A 19,507-nucleotide genomic window follows, 5' to 3' on the forward strand; every position below is an offset into this window, starting at 1 on the left:
CGAGCGTCGCTAGACTAGAACGCCCCTTCAACCGACCTAATGCAGGCCAATTGAAGGGGTGTTTTTTTATCAAATGTACTCGACGCTACCTATTTCGTACTCAACATCGCCGCCGGGTGTTTTCACCACCACCACATCACCCTCTTCTTTGCCGATTAAAGCACGGGCGATGGGAGAAGTGACCGAGATACGGCCGGACTTAATATCCGCCTCATCTTCGCCGACGATACGATAAGTGACTTCCGCATCGGTATCCAGATTCATTAACGTCACGGTAACGCCAAAAATCACTTTGCCCGTTTTTGGCAGCTTGGTGACATCAATTACTTGGCAGACGGAGAGCTTACTTTCGATCTCCTGAATACGCCCTTCGATAAACCCCTGCTGCTCGCGAGCGGCGTGGTACTCGGCGTTCTCTTTGAGATCGCCGTGCTCACGCGCCTCGGCGATGGCCGCGATCACCTGCGGACGCGCTTCGCCTTTGAGATGATTCAACTCTTCGCGAAGACTTTTCTCTCCCGCAACCGTCATCGGGACCTTGTTCATTGACTTGCTCCTGCATGCAGATCCTGAAGGCGCCGCACCGTAATCTCCCTACCGTACTCAAGCGCCATGCAAACAGCATTAGCGCCCGCCAAGGTGGTCGCATAGGGCACCTTGCGCGCGAGAGCAGTACGGCGAATTACCGAAGAGTCGTTAATAGCCTGACGACCTTCAGTGGTGTTCACAATGTAGGCGATTTCGTCGTTCTTAAGCAGATCGACGATATGGGGACGACCTTCGTAGACTTTATTGACGTGCTCCACAGCAAGCCCAGCAGCTTCCAAAGCAGCCGCTGTCCCCTGTGTTGCACATAGCGTAAAGCCTAATGCTAACAGAGAACGACCCACTTCGATAATCCCCGCCTTGTCAGGTTCGCGCACAGACAAAAACGCTTTACGCTCCCCCGTTAGCGCAGGAATCGCCTCGCCAGCGCCTAATTGGGCTTTGAAAAAAGCCTCTGCGAAGGTGTCACCAGAGCCCATTACTTCGCCGGTCGACTTCATTTCCGGTGAGAGAATCGGATCGACACCGGGGAATTTATTGAACGGGAAGACCGCCTCTTTAACGCTATAGAAGTGCGGCACGATTTCGCGCTCAAAGCCCTGCTCGGCCAGGGTTTTACCGGCCATGCAGCGGGCAGCAACCTGCGCCAGCGAGGTACCAATGCATTTAGAGACAAAAGGCACTGTACGCGAAGCGCGGGGGTTCACCTCGATCACGTAAATTTCGCCATCCTGCCAGGCAAGCTGCACGTTCATTAGGCCTTTAACACCCAGCTCAACGGCCATCTGTTTCACCTGATGGCGCATTTCGTCCTGCACATCGGCAGGCAGCGAGTAAGGTGGCAATGCACAAGCGGAATCACCGGAGTGAACACCCGCCTGCTCGACGTGCTGCATGATGCCGCCAATCACCACCTGCTGACCGTCTGACACTGCATCGATATCGATCTCGATCGCCGCACTCAGGAAGTGATCCAGCAGCACCGGTGAGTCGTTGGAGACTTTCACCGCGTGGGTCATGTAATTTTCAAGCTCGGAGGCGTCGTAGACGATCTCCATGGCCCGACCACCCAGTACGTAGCTCGGGCGTACCACCAGCGGGTAGCCAATCGCTTCGGCTTTATCAAACGCTTCGGCAAAGCTGCGCGCGGTGGCGTTGGGCGGCTGCTTGAGACCCAGCTTGTCGATCATCACCTGGAAACGCTCGCGGTCTTCAGCCCGGTCGATAGCATCCGGGGTGGTGCCAATGATCGGTACACCGGCGGCCTCTAGCGCGCGAGCCAGTTTCAGCGGCGTTTGGCCACCGAACTGAACGATAACGCCTACCGGCTTCTCTTTATCAGCAATTTCGAGCACGTCTTCCAACGTCACCGGCTCAAAGTAGAGACGATCGGAAGTGTCGTAATCGGTAGAAACCGTTTCCGGGTTGCAGTTGACCATGATGGTTTCGTAGCCGTCGTCGCGCATGGCGAAGGCGGCGTGCACACAGCAGTAATCAAACTCAATACCCTGGCCGATTCGGTTCGGGCCACCGCCCAGCACCATAATTTTCTGGCGATCAGAGACATCCGCCTCGCACTCCTCTTCATAGGTGGAGTACATATAAGCGGTATCAGAAGCGAACTCAGCGGCACAGGTATCGACGCGCTTATAAACCGGGCGAATACCGGCGGCCTGACGGGTTTCGCGGAAGTCTTTTTCGCTGACGTTCAGCAGCTTAGCCAGGCGCGCATCGCCAAAGCCTTTGCGCTTGAGCTGATAGATCTCCTTGGCCGAGAAGTCAGCCAGCGAGCGCTTGGCAACGGCGTTTTCCGTCAGCACCAGATCTTCCAGCTGAACCAAGAACCAAGGGTCGATATTGGTGAGCGTAAACACATCCTCAACGCTCATGCCCGAACGCATGGCATCAGCGATATATAAAATACGCTCGGCACCGGCAGCCTGCAGCTCGCCCTGGATAATCGCCATGTTATCCGGGGTAAAGTCGGTAATGATCGGATCAAGGCCATCGTTACCCGTTTCCAGCCCACGCAGCGCTTTCTGCAACGACTCCTGGAACGTACGGCCAATGGCCATCACTTCACCCACCGACTTCATCTGCGTCGTCAGGCGGTCGTTGGCCTGAGGGAATTTCTCGAAGGTGAAGCGCGGAATTTTGGTAACCACGTAATCAATAGACGGCTCAAACGAAGCCGGGGTTTGACCACCGGTAATATCGTTTTGCAGCTCATCCAGGGTATAGCCCACCGCCAGCTTGGCGGCAATCTTGGCAATCGGGAAGCCAGTGGCTTTCGAAGCCAGCGCCGAGGAGCGCGACACCCGTGGGTTCATTTCGATGACCACTAGGCGCCCGGTTTTGGGATCCATGCCGAACTGGACATTGGAGCCACCGGTCTCTACACCAATCTCGCGCAGTACCGCGAGGCTGGCGTCACGCATGATCTGGTACTCTTTATCGGTCAGCGTTTGCGCCGGGGCCACGGTGATCGAGTCGCCGGTGTGCACCCCCATGGGGTCGAAGTTCTCAATCGCGCAGACGATGATGCAGTTGTCGTTTTTGTCACGCACGACCTCCATCTCGTACTCTTTCCAACCCAGCAGCGACTCGTCGATGAGCAGCTCGTGATTGTTGGAGAGCTCGAAACCGCGGGTACAGATCTCTTCGAACTCTTCCTTGTTGTACGCCACACCACCACCAGAGCCACCCATGGTGTAGGAAGGGCGAATAATAGTCGGGAAACCAAGTTCAGCCTGAATTTCCCAGGCCTCATCCATGGTGTGGGCGACTTTCGCTTTCGGGCACTCTAAACCAATCCGCTTCATGGCCTGATCAAACAGATCACGGTCTTCGGCCATGTTAATCGCATCGGCGTTGGCACCGATCATCTCCACACCGTACTTCTCCAGCACGCCATGTTTTTCAAGATCAAGGGCACAATTCAGCGCCGTCTGGCCACCCATCGTCGGCAAAATCGCATCGGGGCGCTCGGCTTCGATGATTTTTTCCACCGTCTGCCAAGTAATCGGCTCGATGTAAGTGGCATCGGCCATGGCCGGGTCGGTCATGATGGTGGCGGGGTTGGAGTTAACCAAAATAACCCGGTAACCCTCTTCGCGCAGCGCTTTACACGCCTGGGCGCCAGAGTAGTCGAATTCGCAGGCCTGGCCGATGACGATCGGGCCAGCGCCAATGATCAAAATACTGTTAATGTCGGTACGCTTAGGCATAACGGTTCCCGCAAAAAATGGTGACGATGAGCGACAAAAGACGGCGATACAGTGATGCGACTGAGCGCGTTAGCGACGCGCCTGCATCATCGCGACGAAGCGATCAAACAGCGGCGCCACGTCGCGCGGGCCGGGGCTCGCTTCCGGGTGGCCTTGAAAGCTGAACGCCGGTCGGTCGGTGAGCTCAATCCCTTGCAAGGTGCCGTCAAACAGCGAGCGGTGCGTGGCACGAACGTTGGCCGGCAACGTTGCTTCATCTGCCGCAAAGCCGTGGTTCTGGCTGGTGATCATTACCGTGCCGGTATCCAGATCCTGCACCGGGTGGTTGGCACCGTGGTGGCCGTGGCTCATTTTGACCGTCTTCGCACCGGAAGCCAGCGCCAGCAATTGGTGGCCCAGGCAGATACCGAATACCGGAATCTCAGTTTTCAGCACGTCCTGGATCGCTTTGATGGCGTAGTCGCAGGGCTCCGGGTCACCAGGGCCGTTAGCTAAAAATACCCCATCCGGGTTCATCGCCAGCACCTCAGCGGCAGGCGTTTGTGCGGGCACCACTGTCAGGCGACAGCCACGCGCGGCCAGCATACGCAGGATGTTGAATTTCACCCCGTAGTCGTACGCCACCACATGGTAGGGGCGCTCACTTTTAGACGCATCGGCGTAGCCTTCACCCAGCGTCCACTCACCTTCCGACCATTCGTAGGCTTGCTTACACGACACTTCTTTGGCCAGATCCATACCCTTCAGACCCGGGAAAGCCATGGCGGCTTCCAGCGCCCGAGTGACCGCGTCGTCACCTTCCGCATCAGCACCTGCCAAAATCGCCCCGTTCTGCGCACCTTTATCACGCAAAATGCGCGTTAGGCGACGGGTATCGATATCGGCAATGCCCAGCACGTTTTGGCTTTTCAGGTAGTCCGAGAGCGACTGCTCAGAGCGGAAGCTGCTGGCCATTAGCGGTAAATCGCGAATCACCAAGCCTGCTGCGGCAATAGAAGCTGACTCAATGTCTTCAGCGTTAATGCCAGTATTGCCGATATGGGGATAGGTGAGCGTAACGATTTGGCGGGTGTAGGAGGGGTCGGTGAGGATCTCTTGGTAGCCGGTCATGGCCGTATTGAACACCACCTCACCGCTGGTTAATCCGTCCGCGCCAATGGCGATGCCGTGGAACACGCTGCCATCTTCCAGGGCCAATATTGCGGGTTTGCTCAATGCGGGGTTATTCAAAACAAGATCCTCCCATGCTGGTGGGAGCCTGTGGGGCGCAGGCTCAGCAATTTCTTGATTAATCCACGACGCTAGCTATCAAAACTGTCTGTTTCAAAAGTAGGGTCGTAAAAAAGCGGGACGAAGCCGATAAAAAGAATCGGTTTCATCCCGCTTGTTGTTCGATGCCTTTCTGAGTTGCTTCGCTTTTCGGTTAACACTTTTCGCTTAAGCACAGCAAACTCAAGGGCAGGCTTTGGGCTGGCCAACGCAACAAGCGCGCCGTCTAGAGATTTTTCCAGGCCACCCGGCCAAAATTTTTGAAATGTTACAGGATTTGATTGCCCAAAACTACCCCCTACAACACCTATTGACACCAATCAGCCAGGCATCGACCATAGGTACCTGCCTAACGTTTCGCAAGGGAAACAAAAGTGAGTCCCCACATCAGCATTGAAGATGCCGCGCTAAAGCTTGGGGTTAGCCCTCAGCACGCAAGAACCCTGTGCCGGAAACAGGCGCTAAAGGCAGAAAGAATCGGCAGCACTTGGGTGGTCAATGCCCAAAGTGTCAAACACTACCAACAAGCGTTAGAGCAGCGTATCGCAAAAGATCACCCAGCCTACTTTGACGCCTCGGGCGATACTGATAATGATAAGCCAATCGCCTTAAGTTTTTTCTCAGGTGCAATGGGGCTGGATCTTGGCATCGAAGAAGCCGGGTTTGATATCCGTTTAGCCTGCGAACTCGACAAATACTGCCGTCAAACGATTCTACTCAATCGCCCCAATACAGCCTTACTCGGCGACATCAATGACTACTCAGCCGCACAAATTTTAGCAGCGGCGCAGCTAGAGGCGAACGATGTTGACTTGATGGTAGGCGGCCCGCCCTGCCAAGCGTTTAGCACCGCGGGCAAGCGAAAGGCTTTCAATGATGATCGCGGCAACGCCTTTCTAACGTTTATTAATCTGGCCATTGAGATACAGCCACGCTTCCTCGTCATTGAGAACGTGCGTGGACTGCTTTCCTGCCCGATGGACCACCGGCCCCATAGCCAGCGCGGCCCCGGCTTCCCCGACCTCTCGCTGGACGAGATGAAAGGCGGAGCGCTTAATTTCGTATTGTGCCTACTGAAAAAAGCCGGTTACTCATGCACCTTTAATCTGTATAACTCGGCGAACTTTGGCACCCCACAAACCCGTGAAAGAGTCATCATCGTTTGCTCACGTGATGGCTGCGCCGCCCCTTTTTTACAGCCAACCCACTCCGAGCAAGGCAGCCACGGTCTCCCGAAGTGGAAAAACTTCAAAGACGCGGTTGCAGGCCTGACAAGCCACACGCACCTTAATTTTCCAGAAAAACGCTTGAAGTATTATCGTCAGCTAAAGGCCGGACAGAATTGGCGTGCGTTAGCCCCTGCTATGCAGCAAGAAGCCTTAGGAAAGTCTTATTTTTCCGGCGGCGGCAAAACAGGCTTTTTGAGACGCCTAAGCTGGGATAAACCCTCCCCGACCCTGGTGACCCACCCAGCCATGCCCGCGACAGATTTGGCGCACCCTGAAGAAGATCGGCCCTTATCCATAGAAGAGTACAAACGAATCCAAGAATTTCCCGATAGCTGGCAACTGGCAGGGCCGTTAGTGCAGCAATATAAACAAGTGGGCAACGCCGTACCCGCCAGCTTAGGTTACGCGGTCGGCAAACTGGTGAAAGACCTGCTCGAAAACAAAGCAACGACACCGCCTGAGGATTTTAAGTTCTCACGCTATCGGGAGACCTCTCACTACGAGTGGAGCCAAGCCTTTGAGCGGCAGCAAAAGGTACCGCAGCCCAGCCTGTTTTAAGGCACTTTTTTAAATACGCAGAAGGGGCTTTCACCCCTTCTCACGCACAAACGCTAACTGTGGTTTTATCAATCGCGTTCAAACTAGATAAGGCCCAACACATCCTGCATATCGTATCGGCCGTTCTGTTTGCCAGCGACCCAGCGCGCCGCTCGTACCGCCCCCTTGGCGAAGGTCATGCGACTGGAGGCTTTATGGGTGATTTCGATACGCTCGCCTTCAGTGGCAAACATCACCGTATGTTCGCCGACGATATCCCCCGCGCGCACGGTGGCAAAGCCGATCTCTTTATCGCTACGCGGGCCACACTGCCCTACTCGTTCGAACACGCCGTGCTCTTTCAGGCTGCGGCCCAGGCTATCGGCAATCACTTCGCCCATTTTGATCGCGGTGCCGGAAGGCGCATCGACCTTATGGCGATGGTGAGACTCGATCACTTCAATATCGTAGCCTTCATCGCCCAGTGCCTTGGCAGCGGTTTCAAGCAGCTTCAGGGTCAAATTAACCCCGACACTCATATTGGGCGCGAACACCATGGCCACCTTATCGCGGTAGCTATCAAGTTCGGCCAGCTCATCATCGCTCATGCCGGTGGTGCCAATCACAATACGCTTACCGTGTTCAGCGCAGAACGCCAGGTTGGCCAGCGTGACCTGCGGAGCAGTGAAGTCGATCAACACATCAAAGTCATCGACAATCGACGCCAGAGAATCCGCTGCGACAACGCCGCGCTTACCTACCCCGGCAAGTTCGCCAATGTCGGCGCCCGCCAAGGAGCTGCCTGGCTCCACAATCCCACCGGCTAGCGTCGCCTCAGCCTCTTGCTCTACAGCGTTTACCAATGTCCGGCCCATGCGGCCAGCCACGCCTACTATGGCAATTCGGGTCATGCGAACTCCTGCGCTCTGCGTTTCAGTTGCGTGCAAAAAAAGCGAGATCAAAATTTGCCGCGATTATAGCAGACACCCCCGAGCATTCGACGCTGGCCTTTTACAACTCGCAAAGGGCAACTCAGTTCTCCCAGACGATCGCCAGCTCTTCATCGCCTGCCATTCGGATCAAATGACGCTCGACCACGCCTTCAAGCTCATCCAAATGTTCCTCTTCGAGAGTTTCGAGGGCCACTACTAACTTATCGGCCTCAGCCACCATTAAACAGGTGCCGGTGGCAAACGTAATGGTAGCTTGCTGATCACTCTGCTCGACTTCCAACTTGTGCGCCCAGTGTTTGCAGAGTCGATTCATTAAACGTTCGGCGGAAGGCGTGGCGATTTCAACACGAGATAAAGGCATAGCGGCCTCTCCATAAATGTAAGTACTTGCTAACTAAAAAGCGTTAACAGCCCATTGCCGTTCAGAGCCCAAGACGTGAAGCCGTCGCCGAAGAATAAATGGCAAGAGCAAAGCTTAGCATGTGAACTATTAAGTCCTGTACCCCCAGTGATGCCGCACAAACGCTAATCAGTTACAATAGCAATTGCATCTCTATGCTATCAATCGTCATAACGCATCAGCGATGCCAGCCCTGTTAACCAATATCGACCAACGAGTAAAAAAATGCTCAGTTCTCCGCCTGTAAAAATTCTGCTTGGTACGCTTATCAGCTTTGCTTGCTGCGCCACTGCTGTGGCTGACGATATCACCATCACCGATGTCGCTGGCCGCCAGGTCACTCTGGACGCCCCTGCCGAACGGGTTATTTTAGGCGAAGGGCGGCAAATTTATCTGCTCGGGTTACTCGAACCTGAAGACCCTTTTGCCCATGTTGTGGGTTGGCGCGAAGACTTCTCTCAGGCGGACCCCGATAACTATGCTCGTTACGCCGAGCGCTTCCCAGAGATTGAAGACATCCCTACCTTTGGCGGTTTCAAAGACGGCACCTTCGATGTAGAGCAGGCCGCCGCGCTTAATCCCGACGTAGTGCTGATGAACATCGAGGCAAAAGCTGCCACCGAAGACGCCGCCTACGACGACAAATTGGCGCAATTGGGCATCCCCATCGTTTATGTGGATTTTCGTGAAGACCCACTTGAGCACACCATTCCCTCCATGCGCATCATCGGCCAAATCATGGACGATGAAGAGGCCGCAGAAGCGTTTATCGAATTTGCCGAGACTGAACTGGCACGGGTAACCGATGTGATTGCCGGGGCCAACCCAGAGCGCCCCAGCGTTTTTATCGACCGGGCAGGCGGCTACTCCGACGAGTGCTGCATGAGCTTTGGCCCTGCCAACTTTGGCGATTATGTCACCCTGGCAGGCGGCAGCAATATTGCTGAAGGCATTATTCCCAACAGCTTCGGCAACCTGAACCCTGAACAGATTATTGCCGCCAACCCCGATCACGTCGTTGTCACTGGCGGCAACTGGGATGCCTACGTACCTGGCGGCGACTGGGTCGGCGTGGGACCTGGGTCTGATATGCAACAGGCTCACGCCAAGCTGGAAGCGCTGACAGAGCGCACCGCGATGACCGGCATTAAGGCCGTTGAATCAGGCAACTTCCACGCCATTTGGCACCAGTTTTACAACAGCCCCTACTACTTCGTCGCCGTGCAGCAGCTAGCCAAGTGGCTACATCCTGAGCTGTTTGAAGACCTGGACCCCAACGCCACGATGGAAGAGTTGCACGAACGCTTCCTACCCATCGACTATGAACCCGGCTACTGGATATCGCTGCATGACGACTGATACGCAAGTCTCGGAAATGAAGGTATCGGAAACAGAGGTGTCAGAGAGCGTCTCACAGGGACGCGCCTTCTACCATAGCCAGGTTTTCCGCCGCCAAATGATATTGGTAGCACTGGTATTAGCACTGTTTTTTAGCCTCTGCGTTGACCTGGCACTAGGCCCTGCCCGTTATAGCCTGGGCGAGGTGATTGCGGCGCTGTTTACGCCGGGTAGCGTTAGTCAGCAAGCGCGGGTAATTCTTTGGGAAATCCGCATGCCGGTGGCGCTGATGGCACTGGTGGTCGGCGCCAGCCTGTCCGTGGCCGGGGCGCAGATGCAGACCATTTTGAGCAATCCGCTCGCTAGCCCATTTACCCTGGGGATTTCCGCCGGGGCCAGTTTTGGCGCTGCTCTGGGCCTGGCGTTTGGTGTGGCCATTGTGCCGGCAGCGATTGAGTTTGTGGTGCCCATCAATGCCTTTGTGATGGCCATGTTCACCGCCTTCTTAATTCATGCCTTGAGCCTTAAGCGCGGCGTGACGGTAGAGACCATTGTGCTGCTTGGCATCGCCATGGTGTTTATTTTCAACTCGCTAATGGCGCTGATTCAGTTCTTTGCCAGCCAAGAGGCAGTTTCCGCGGTGGTATTCTGGACCATGGGCAGTTTGACCAAAGCCACTTGGCCCAAGTTCTGGATCGCCCTCAGCATTCTCGCCTTGTCGATGCCGCTGCTTGCCCGCCATGGCTGGGCGCTGACGGCTATGCGCCTGGGCGATGCCAAAGCCGAAAGCATGGGCGTCAATCCCCGCGCGCTGCGCTTGGAAGTGCTGGTGCTGGTGTCGCTGCTCGCCGCTATCGCGGTGGCGTTTGTAGGCACTATTGGGTTTATTGGCTTGGTGGGGCCGCATATTGCGCGCATTCTGCTGGGTGAAGATCAGCGCTTCTTCCTGCCCGGCTCGGCGCTGTGCGGCGCGCTCATCCTCTCCGTTGGCTCGGTTATCTCCAAGATCATTATCCCCGGCACCATCATCCCCATTGGTATTATCACCTCGCTGGTGGGCATTCCCTTCTTCCTATTTCTGGTGCTTAACCACAAGAAGGCCTCATGGTAACGCTACAACTAAACCGCGTATCCGCCCGCTATGGGCGGCACCCTATTCTGCAAGAGATCACCACGCCCTGCTTTCACGGTGGCCAAGTGGTCGCGCTACTGGGCCCCAACGCAGCGGGTAAATCGACGCTTTTTCGGCGCGTGTTAGGGCTATTGAAAGGCGAAGGTGAGGTGATCATCAACGGCACCAGCGCCGAGCGGCCAGTCGGCTATATGCCACAGGACACTGGCGCCAAGGCGGTGCTCACGGTCTATGAATCGGTGCTTTTGGCGCGTATGCAGGGGCGCGGATTAAAAGTACAGCCAGAGGATTTGGCCCAAGTGGATCGCGCGCTGGAAGAACTGGCGATAACGGCCCTTGGCGAGCGCGATATCGGCGACCTCAGCGGCGGCCAGCGCCAACTGGTCAGCGCCGCTCAAGCGCTGGTGCAAGAGCCAGAGATTTTGATGCTGGACGAGCCAACTTCGGCGCTCGACCTCAACCGCCAGATCAGCCTGTTGACAGTGCTGCGTCGGTTGGCCGACGAGCGCCAGATGCTGATTCTGGTGGCGCTCCACGACCTGGGACATGCGCTACGCTTCGCCGACGCCGCCATGCTGCTGGATAATGGCCGCCTGATTGCCTGCGGCCCTACCGCTGAAGTGATTACGCCAGCGCTGTTGCAGCAAGTATATAAAGTCACGGCCCGAATTGAGCCGTGCTCGAAAGGCCAGCCGCAGCTTATCGTCGAAGCAGCCATTTAGCCGTTAACCTAAGCCGCCGCCCTTCCATCGCCGCTAGCGCTACCCCGCTTAACATCAGCGGTAGCGCTAGCAGGAAGCCGCTGGAGACCGGTATGCCAAACAGCACCCAATCGGTGAGCACAGGCCACACCAGGGCAATATATTCAAAAGGCGCCAAACGTGACGCCTCGGCGTAGCGCAGCGCTAATGTCATTGCGATATGGGCGGCGCCGCCAAACAGGCCCGAGAGCACCAACAGGGCAAACTCCGCCTGAGTGAGCGCGGCCCAGCCCAGCGGGAGCGTGGCAAGCCCAGCCAGCGCTGCCACCACAATAAAGTAGAAGGCGATAGAAGCTGCCGTCTCAGTACGCGAAATACGCCTCACGGTCAGTAGCGCCCCAGCGGTTAACAGGGCACCCAGCGCCCCTAACGCGTACCCGGTTATTTGCCCATTGCTGGAACTGGCATTGAGCCCAGGTAAGATCAGCACTGCCACTCCAGCAATCGCCAATATTATGCCGCCAGCGCGGTAGAGCGAGAAGCGCTCCCCCAACAGCAGCACACCGCCTATCGCCATAAACACCGGCGTTAGCTGGGCTAATAGCGTCGCCTCGGCGACGGGTAGCAGCGCCACCGCCGCAAAGGAGGCAAACATCGCCGCCGCCCCCATCCCCGAGCGCAGCGCATGCCCCAAGGGGCGCCGCGTAGCCAACCCGTGGGGAAACTCCCGCCGCAGTAGCAGAAAAATCACGATAGGCAGCAGCGCAAATAATGAACGAAAAAACACCGACTGCCCCACAGGCACCACGTCGCTCACGGCTTTAATGCACACCAGCATGCCAGTGAACAGAGCGCCTGAGAGCACCCGGAGCCAGATGCCCAACCCCGGGCGCGCGTCTTCATCCAGCATCGTTTCTCTTGTCCTTTGCACAAACAATCCACTTCTAAACAGAGCATTAAATAGCGAGTCAGGCTTGTGCAAATCACCAAGCTGATATTTGAGATACCAATAAAGACCTACCATTTTACATTATGTAGCACCCTGCTTTACCTAAAAGCCGTGCTAACCTTCGCAGCAACGTAAAGTACCGCCTAGAGACACAACATGATGGATGAAACGCTAAGCTGTCTGGCCAAGCTAAGGGTGGGTCACAGCCGTGGCCGCTTGGCCCCCAACAAGCCCTGCCTTTTGTTGGCGATTATTTGTGAAGTCCAGAGTGGGCATATCACAACGCCAACTATAGCTATTGATGACAGACTTATTTCTCGCTACTTCGACCTCTACGAGGCCATTACCGGGCAACGCCAGCCAGCGAATCCTCAGCTTCCCCTTTGGCACCTCAAAAGCGATCAAGGCCGGTCGGGGCCTCTTTGGCAACCACTGTTTGCCGCAAATATTGCCACTCTTGCACCGCGACTAGGCCAACCAAAATCCATCGCCGCCTTACGGGAGCTTTTCACCGAAGCCCTATTTGATCCCGAACTGTTTAAAATATTTCAGAACAGTCAGAAGGCTCACGACGCCAGCGCACTCCTGGTAACCAAATATCTCTATGACGAGCAATACCACCAGAAAGACATTCACCGCTACCTGACGAGGGCGTTAGACAGCAGTGAATATGAAAAACACCCTGAAACACTGATCGGCAATGTCATAGAAGAGCGCCAGCAACAGGCCCGCTCGGCCGCCTTTCGCTCCTTGGTACTTGAAGCCTATGATTATCGGTGCGCGGCCAGTCGACTGCGCTACATTACACCCGACTATCGTTACCTTGTAGAAGCTGCCCACCTTGTGCCTTTTTCGGAAAGCCAAGATGATCGCCCAACGAACGGCCTGGCACTTACACCAAACCTGCATTGGGCAATGGATAACCATCTCATTGCTCCTGGGCCAGACCTTCAATGGCATGTAAGCCCAGGCATTGACCGCTTCGTGACCGATAATAGCTGGCTTTGGGAGCTAGATGGGCAGTCGTTAGTACTACCCAGATCAGCTCGCTACCAGCCTGATCGCGAGGCACTTGTGTGGCGTATGGATCACCTGCAGCAATAAATCATCTACAAAAAAACGCCCCAGCACCTAAAAGATGCTGGGGCGTTTATCATGCAGCGAATTGCATCGCTGTTACGGCTTCATATCTTCAAAGAAGCTCTTCACACTGTCGAAGAAGCCGGTTTTCTTAGGCGAATGGTTGTGGCTGTTGCTGTCGTCAAAGCTCTTCTGGAGCTGGCGCAGTAGGTCGCGCTGCTCGTCGTTAAGCTTGACCGGCGTTTCCACTACCACCTTGCACAGCAAATCGCCGGGCATACCACCGCGCACGGGCTTGACACCTTTACCGCGCAGGCGGAACAGCTTACCTGTTTGGGTTTCCGGCGGAATTTTCAGCTTCACGCGGCCGTCTAGCGTAGGCACTTCAAGCTCGCCACCTAGCGCTGCGTCGACGAAGTTGATCGGCACATCGCACTGCAGGTGCTTTCCGTCACGCTGGAAGATGTGGTGCGGCTTGATCGCCACCTGCACGTACAGATCCCCAGGCGGGCCACCGTTAACGCCGCTCTCGCCTTCGCCATTCAAGCGGATACGATCGCCGGTATCCACGCCGGGCGGAATCTTAACAGACAGCGTGCGGGTCTCGCGTACGCGCCCTTCGCCATTACACTTATGGCACGGCACTTTAATGTGCTGGCCAGAGCCATGACAGGTCGGGCAAGTCTGCTGCACGGCGAAGAAACCCTGCTGCATACGCACTTGACCATGACCGTGACAGGTCGGGCAGGTCTCTTTCGAGGAGCCTGGCTCGGCGCCACCACCATCGCAGCGGTCACACTCGATATGCCGCGGCACGCGGATATCGACTGTGGTGCCGGCAACGGCATTCTCTAGATCCAGCTCTAGGTTATAGCGCAGGTCGGAGCCGCGTGCCGGGGCATTGGGCCCACGGCGACGACCACCGCCTCCGCCAAAAATATCGCCAAACACATCGCCGAAAATGTCGCTGAAATCGCCGGCACCTGCGCCGCCGAAACCACCGCCGCCACCTTGGCCATCAACGCCCGCATGGCCGAACTGGTCATAGGCAGCGCGTTTTTCGCCGTCGCTGAGCACTTCATACGCTTCGGACACTTCGCGGAATTTTTCCGCTGAGGTTTTATCGTCCGGGTTTCGATCAGGGTGGAATTTTTGCGCCAGACGGCGATAGGCCTTCTTGATCTCTTTCTGATCGGCCCCTTTTTCGACACCCAGGACTTCGTAATAATCGCGTTTGGACATAGGCCCTACGCCTCCTGGTTAGCTACGCACTCAACTGCACATTTAGCGATACTCATTTAGCTACATACCTAGCTATATACCTAACTACGTGCGTCTTGGTCTCGGAAACAGCAACGCGGGAGTAAGCTCCCGCGTCACCGCTTTCCTTGGCAGAAAGAGGATGTTACTGCTTTTTCTGATCGTCGTTGACTTCTTCGTACTCGGCGTCAACCACATCTTCTTCTGGCTTGGAGGTGCTTTCAGCACCTTCGCCGCCTTCTTGCTGCGCTGCTTCTGCCTGCTCGGCGTACATCTTCTGAGCAAGCTGGCCAGAGGCTTCGGTCAAGGCATCCAGTTTCTTCTGGATGTTATCGACGTCGTCGCCTTTAACCGCTTCTTCCAGTTCGCTGATGGCCGTCTCAATCGCCTGCTTCTCGTCGTCAGTGGCCTTGTCACCGGCCTCTTCCAACGTTTTGCGCGTGGCGTGAATCATGCCATCGGCTTGGTTACGCAGTTGCACCAGTGCTTCGAACTTTTTGTCTTCTTCAGCGTGCGCTTCCGCGTCACGTACCATTTGCTCAACTTCTTCGTCCGACAAGCCGCTAGAGGCTTTAATGACGATAGACTGCTCTTTGCCAGTGGCCTTGTCTTTCGCCGAAACGTTCAGGATGCCGTTGGCATCCAGATCGAAGGCAACTTCAATCTGCGGTACGCCGCGCGGTGCAGGCGGAATATCAGCGAGGTCAAAGCGACCCAGCGACTTATTCTGCGCGACTTGCTTACGCTCGCCCTGTACGGCGTGGATGGTAACCGCCGTTTGGTTGTCATCCGCAGTTGAGAAAGTTTGGGTCTTCTTGGTCGGGATGGTGGTGTTCTTGTCGATCAGCGGCGTCATGATGCCACCCAGGGTTTCGATGCCCAGGGTGAGCGGAGTAACGTCGAGCAGCAGTACGTCTTTAACGTCGCCACCCAGTACGCCGCCCTGAATCGCGGCACCCACGGCAACCGCTTCGTCCGGATTAACGTCTTTGCGGGCTTCTTTACCGAAGAAGTCAGCGGCTTTCTTCTGCACCATCGGCATACGTGTCTGGCCACCGACCAGGATCACTTCGTCGATTTCAGACGCAGAAAGGCCAGCGTCTTTCAGTGCCATTTTGCACGGCTCGAGCGAGCGCTGAACCAGCTCTTCTACCAGCGACTCCAGCTTGGCGCGCGTCACCTTAACGTTAAGGTGTTTCGGGCCAGTGTTATCGGCGGTGATGTAGGGCAGATTCACGTCGGTCTGCTGGGCGCTGGAAAGCTCAATTTTGGCTTTCTCGGCGGCTTCTTTCAGACGCTGCATGGCCAGGTTATCGCCGGAAAGATCAATGCCGCTGTCAGACTTGAACTGGTCAACCAGGTAGTTGATCAGCGCTAGGTCAAAGTCTTCGCCGCCCAGGAAGGTGTCGCCGTTGGTGGCCAACACTTCAAACTGGGTTTCACCGTCAACATCAGCAATTTCGATGATCGAAATATCGAAGGTACCGCCACCCAAGTCGTAAACCGCGATGGTTTTGTCGCCGCGGGATTTGTCCATACCGTAGGCCAGTGCGGCAGCGGTCGGCTCGTTAATAATGCGCTTAACGTCTAGACCCGCAATGCGGCCGGCGTCTTTGGTCGCCTGACGCTGACTGTCGTTGAAGTAGGCCGGTACGGTAATGACCGCTTCGGTAACCGCTTCGCCCAGATAGTCTTCGGCGGTTTTCTTCATTTTCTTCAGCACTTCCGCGCTTACCTGCGGCGGTGCCATTTTTTTGCCTTTTACTTCAACCCAGGCATCACCGTTGTCGGCTTCGGTGATTTTGTACGGCACCATTTTGATGTCTTTTTGGACAACGTCGTCTTTAAAGCGACGGCCAATCAGACGTTTAATGGCGTAAAGGGTGTTTTCTGGGTTAGTGACGGCTTGGCGTTTAGCGGCCTGACCCACCAGCGTTTCACCATCATCGGTATAGGCGATGATAGAAGGCGTTGTGCGGCCGCCTTCGGCGTTCTCAATTACTTTAGCGCTGTCACCATCGAGCACGGCCACACAAGAGTTAGTGGTGCCCAGGTCGATACCAATTATACGTCCCATAGCAATACCTCGAATTCGGTTGTTACAAAACTGGAAATTTATCTTTTAAAGCGTGTCTGCGGGTTTCCCCGCGGGGTTGCCCTTTATTTGGGGGCCGCCGCTGACATTTCAAGGGCTTTTTTTCACACTCTTATTTAAGACTCTGTGCCGCCGGTGGCTTAATCGGCCTTTTTACTCACTACGACCATGGCTGGGCGCACCAAGCGTCCATTGAGCAAATAGCCTTTCTGCATAACGTCCATCACGGTGTTCGGATCAAGATCCGGGTTAGGCACCATGGTCATGGCTTCATGCACCTGTGGGTCGAAGGGCTCGCCATGGGGCTCAATGCTTTCAACGCCGAACTTGTTGAGTACCCCCAACTGCATCTTCAAGGTCATAGAGACGCCTTCCCGGTGAACCTCAGAGGCCCCCTCTTCCATGGTCTCAAGGGCTTTTTCCAGGCTATCCACCACCGGCAGCAGCTCTTTAACAAACTTCTCTAGGGCAAACTTGCGCGCTTTCTCGGCTTCCTGCTCAGCGCGGCGACGCACATTTTGTGCTTCAGCGGCGGCGCGCAGGGCTTGATCCTTGGCGTCGGCCAGGCTCTGCTCTAACTCGCCTACTTGGGCGGCCAGCATTTCCGCTTCAGGGTTGTCGGAGCTGCCTTCTAGTGGCTCTTCGTCATTGATCAGGCCTTCCAGCTCGCCCTCCATCAAGCGCTCTTCAACGACCCTCTCAGCCGCTTGCTCGGCGCCCTCGGCTTCATGCTCGTGGCGGGCCAGCTCATCGTCCATGGGTGTTTGCGGTTCTTTCGCCATGTTGTGCTCCTAAAATGTAAGGCGCTGCCACACCGGGCTTCGCGCAAAAAGTGAGGGTATTAAATAGCTATGCACGCTATATGGGGGCCATAAATTCCATCTCAAGAGGTGCATTGAAGTGAGTTATTAACTACTGTATAAATCAACAACTATTGGATAAGTATCCAGCTTCTATGCTGTACCGCCTCAGGAGGCGCCATGCTTACTCAGCTAGCTATTCAAGATTTCGCCATTGTCGATCACTTAGAACTCGACTTAACCGGCGGCATGACCGCGATTACCGGGGAAACCGGGGCGGGCAAGTCGATTCTGTTAGGCGCCCTTGGGCTGTGCCTGGGCGAGCGCGCTGATGCCGGTAGCGTGCGCCACGGCCGCGAGCGTACTGACCTCTCCGCGCGCTTTGATATTCAGCACCTGCCCGCCGCCGTCGAGTGGCTGACCGCCCGGGAGCTTCCGGCAGAAGAGTGCTTACTGCGCCGCGTGGTCACCGCCAACGGTCGTTCCAAAGCATGGATCAACGGCCAACCCGCGACCATCTCCGACCTGAAATCTCTCGGCGAGCAGCTGATTCAAATTCATGGCCAGCATGCTCATCACGCTTTGATGCGCGAAGAGACCCACCTTGCCTTGCTGGACGATTACGCCGGCCTAAACGATGCCACCGCTCAATTAGCCGAAACGTTCCGCGAATGGCGCAATGCACGTCGTCGGCTGAAGAAGCTAAGCGAAGAAGGCAGCGAAGTAGAGGCCAAACGGCAATTGCTGCGCTACCAGGTAGAGGAGCTGGATCAACTCGCGTTAGCAGAGGGCGAATTAGCCACGCTAGAAGAAGAGCAGCACACCCTCGCCCATGCTGAAGAGACGCTGCGCGAAACCCAGTTTGCCGCCGACTGCTGCGCCAGCGATGAGGGCGGCGCACTGTCTTTACTCAATCAGGCCTTCGCTCACTTAAGCGCACTACCAGGGAGTGATAAAGGCACCCTGGCCAACACGCTAGCCATGCTGAGCGATGCGCGCATTCAAGTAGAAGAGGCCTCCAGCGAACTCAACCGCCTCGCCAGCACCACCGAATTAGACCCTGAACGGCTCGCCTGGGTAGAAGAGCGCATGACCGATGTCCATCGCATTGCTCGCAAGCACCACGTTGCCCCTGAAGAGCTGTGCGCCCTGCATGCCGATTTACAGCGGGAGGTCGCGCAGCTCGAAGAGGGGGGCAATGACCTGGAGGCCCTCAGTGCACGGGTAGTCGAGCTCCGCGAAGCGTACCGCCAAAAGGCGAAGAAACTCACCGAGAACCGTCAAAAAGCCGCGCTTCGCTTGGGCAAAGAGGTGCAGCAGCAGTTAGGCTTTTTGGCCATGGGTAAAGCGCGCTTTGAAGTGGAGGTCACCGCCAAAGACGCGCCCTCCCCTGAAGGCCTTGACCGCGTGCAGTTTTTAATTAGCGCCAACCCCGGCCAGCCTGCGCGCCCATTAACCAAGGTCGCTTCCGGCGGCGAATTATCGCGGATTAGTCTCGCCATTCAAGTCGTCGCGGCGACGCACTCAACGGTGCCCAGCCTGGTATTTGACGAAGTGGATGTGGGTATCTCGGGCGCCACCGCAGAGATCGTTGGCCAACTGCTGCGCAAACTGGGTGAAAACGGTCAGGTAATGACCGTTACTCACCTGCCGCAAGTAGCCGCACAGGCACACCAGCACCTACATATCGAGAAACAGGCGAAACGTGACACCACGCTAACCCAAATGGCGCTGCTCGACGAGCAGGGCCGCATCAGCGAACTGGCACGCATGCTGGGCGGTGTAACGCTTTCAGACCAAACACTCGCCCACGCGCGGGAGATGCTTCACGCCAGCCAGCGTCCGCCACACTGATACCAAATACCTGATACGCCCAATAACTGGATAAACACAAACGCCCCTATCCACTAGGCGAATTCACTTAGCGAATTCGGCCCAGTAGATTAGGGGCGCTGACATTTCGACCAACGACTAATGCTTTAAACTAGCGA

General features: G+C 56.0%; 15 protein-coding genes. 6 read left to right on the top strand and 9 right to left on the bottom strand.

Annotated elements, in window-relative coordinates:
• Positions 1 to 69 precede the first annotated feature (69 nt).
• The 3 genes from greA to carA all read right to left on the bottom strand — a co-directional run bounded on the left by greA (position 70) and on the right by carA (position 4,988).
• A complete protein-coding gene (gene greA / locus A6R74_RS13160) occupies positions 70 to 546 on the bottom strand; it encodes a transcription elongation factor GreA (protein WP_064234938.1) in 477 nt (158 codons plus the stop codon).
• Positions 543 to 3,773: a carbamoyl-phosphate synthase large subunit gene (gene carB / locus A6R74_RS13165; RefSeq protein ID WP_064234940.1), complete on the bottom strand. Its 3,231-nt coding sequence runs from the start codon at positions 3,771 to 3,773 to the stop codon at positions 543 to 545. The genes greA and carB overlap by 4 nt, the downstream gene beginning before the upstream one ends.
• A 69-nt stretch (positions 3,774 to 3,842) precedes the next feature.
• A complete protein-coding gene (gene carA / locus A6R74_RS13170; RefSeq protein ID WP_205634193.1) occupies positions 3,843 to 4,988 on the bottom strand; it encodes a glutamine-hydrolyzing carbamoyl-phosphate synthase small subunit in 1,146 nt (381 codons plus the stop codon).
• A gap of 428 nt (positions 4,989 to 5,416) precedes the next feature.
• Here carA and A6R74_RS13175 point away from each other — a divergent pair, with 428 nt between their 5' ends.
• Positions 5,417 to 6,829 (top strand): DNA cytosine methyltransferase, encoded by a 1,413-nt coding sequence (locus A6R74_RS13175; protein WP_064234945.1) that lies wholly within the window; start codon positions 5,417 to 5,419, stop codon positions 6,827 to 6,829.
• A gap of 83 nt (positions 6,830 to 6,912) precedes the next feature.
• Here the strand turns inward: A6R74_RS13175 and dapB are convergent, their stop codons facing one another.
• Positions 6,913 to 7,719, bottom strand: coding sequence for a 4-hydroxy-tetrahydrodipicolinate reductase (gene dapB / locus A6R74_RS13180; RefSeq protein WP_064234947.1), 807 nt, complete (start codon positions 7,717 to 7,719; stop codon positions 6,913 to 6,915).
• Positions 7,720 to 7,840: 121 nt separating this feature from the next.
• Positions 7,841 to 8,122: a DUF2218 domain-containing protein gene (locus tag A6R74_RS13185; RefSeq protein ID WP_064234949.1), complete on the bottom strand. Its 282-nt coding sequence runs from the start codon at positions 8,120 to 8,122 to the stop codon at positions 7,841 to 7,843.
• Positions 8,123 to 8,386: 264 nt separating this feature from the next.
• Between A6R74_RS13185 and A6R74_RS13190 the strand changes: the two genes are divergently transcribed.
• From A6R74_RS13190 to A6R74_RS13200, 3 genes are read left to right on the top strand one after another with little or no spacing between them, the layout of a single operon-like run.
• The gene (locus A6R74_RS13190; RefSeq protein ID WP_064234951.1) at positions 8,387 to 9,520 is read left to right on the top strand and encodes an ABC transporter substrate-binding protein; all 1,134 of its coding nucleotides are present in this window, start codon (positions 8,387 to 8,389) and stop codon (positions 9,518 to 9,520) included.
• Entirely contained in the window at positions 9,510 to 10,610 is a 1,101-nt protein-coding gene (locus A6R74_RS13195) for a FecCD family ABC transporter permease (RefSeq protein ID WP_240488230.1), read from the top strand. The genes A6R74_RS13190 and A6R74_RS13195 overlap by 11 nt, the downstream gene beginning before the upstream one ends.
• On the top strand, positions 10,604 to 11,353 hold the full coding sequence (locus A6R74_RS13200; protein WP_064234953.1) for an ABC transporter ATP-binding protein: 750 nt from the start codon (positions 10,604 to 10,606) through the stop codon (positions 11,351 to 11,353). Before A6R74_RS13195 ends, A6R74_RS13200 begins: the two co-directional genes overlap by 7 nt.
• Here the strand turns inward: A6R74_RS13200 and A6R74_RS13205 are convergent.
• Entirely contained in the window at positions 11,331 to 12,242 is a 912-nt protein-coding gene (locus tag A6R74_RS13205) for a DMT family transporter (protein WP_064234955.1), read from the bottom strand. The genes A6R74_RS13200 and A6R74_RS13205 overlap by 23 nt on opposite strands.
• 195 nt (positions 12,243 to 12,437) lie before the next feature.
• Between A6R74_RS13205 and A6R74_RS13210 the strand changes: the two genes are divergently transcribed.
• Entirely contained in the window at positions 12,438 to 13,385 is a 948-nt protein-coding gene (locus tag A6R74_RS13210; RefSeq protein ID WP_064234958.1) for an HNH endonuclease, read from the top strand.
• 72 nt (positions 13,386 to 13,457) lie between these two features.
• On the opposite strand, the gene dnaJ is transcribed toward A6R74_RS13210, so the two are convergent.
• The 3 genes from dnaJ to grpE form a co-directional block, all read right to left on the bottom strand.
• Complete coding sequence (gene dnaJ / locus A6R74_RS13215; RefSeq protein WP_007111846.1) at positions 13,458 to 14,603, bottom strand: molecular chaperone DnaJ; 1,146 nt, start codon at positions 14,601 to 14,603, stop codon at positions 13,458 to 13,460.
• 163 nt (positions 14,604 to 14,766) lie between these two features.
• The gene (gene dnaK / locus A6R74_RS13220; protein ID WP_064234960.1) at positions 14,767 to 16,698 is read right to left on the bottom strand and encodes a molecular chaperone DnaK; all 1,932 of its coding nucleotides are present in this window, start codon (positions 16,696 to 16,698) and stop codon (positions 14,767 to 14,769) included.
• Between the two features lie 158 nt (positions 16,699 to 16,856).
• Positions 16,857 to 17,498, bottom strand: a complete 642-nt coding sequence (grpE, locus tag A6R74_RS13225; RefSeq protein ID WP_064234963.1) for a nucleotide exchange factor GrpE — start codon at positions 17,496 to 17,498, stop codon at positions 16,857 to 16,859.
• Between the two features lie 198 nt (positions 17,499 to 17,696).
• Between grpE and recN the strand changes: the two genes are divergently transcribed.
• On the top strand, positions 17,697 to 19,370 hold the full coding sequence (recN, locus tag A6R74_RS13230) for a DNA repair protein RecN (protein WP_064234966.1): 1,674 nt from the start codon (positions 17,697 to 17,699) through the stop codon (positions 19,368 to 19,370).
• Positions 19,371 to 19,507 lie beyond the last annotated feature (137 nt).

Origin of the sequence: Halomonas sp. ALS9 (assembly GCF_001651035.1) — a bacterium.
In the GTDB taxonomy this organism is placed as follows: Bacteria; Pseudomonadota; Gammaproteobacteria; order Pseudomonadales; family Halomonadaceae; genus Vreelandella.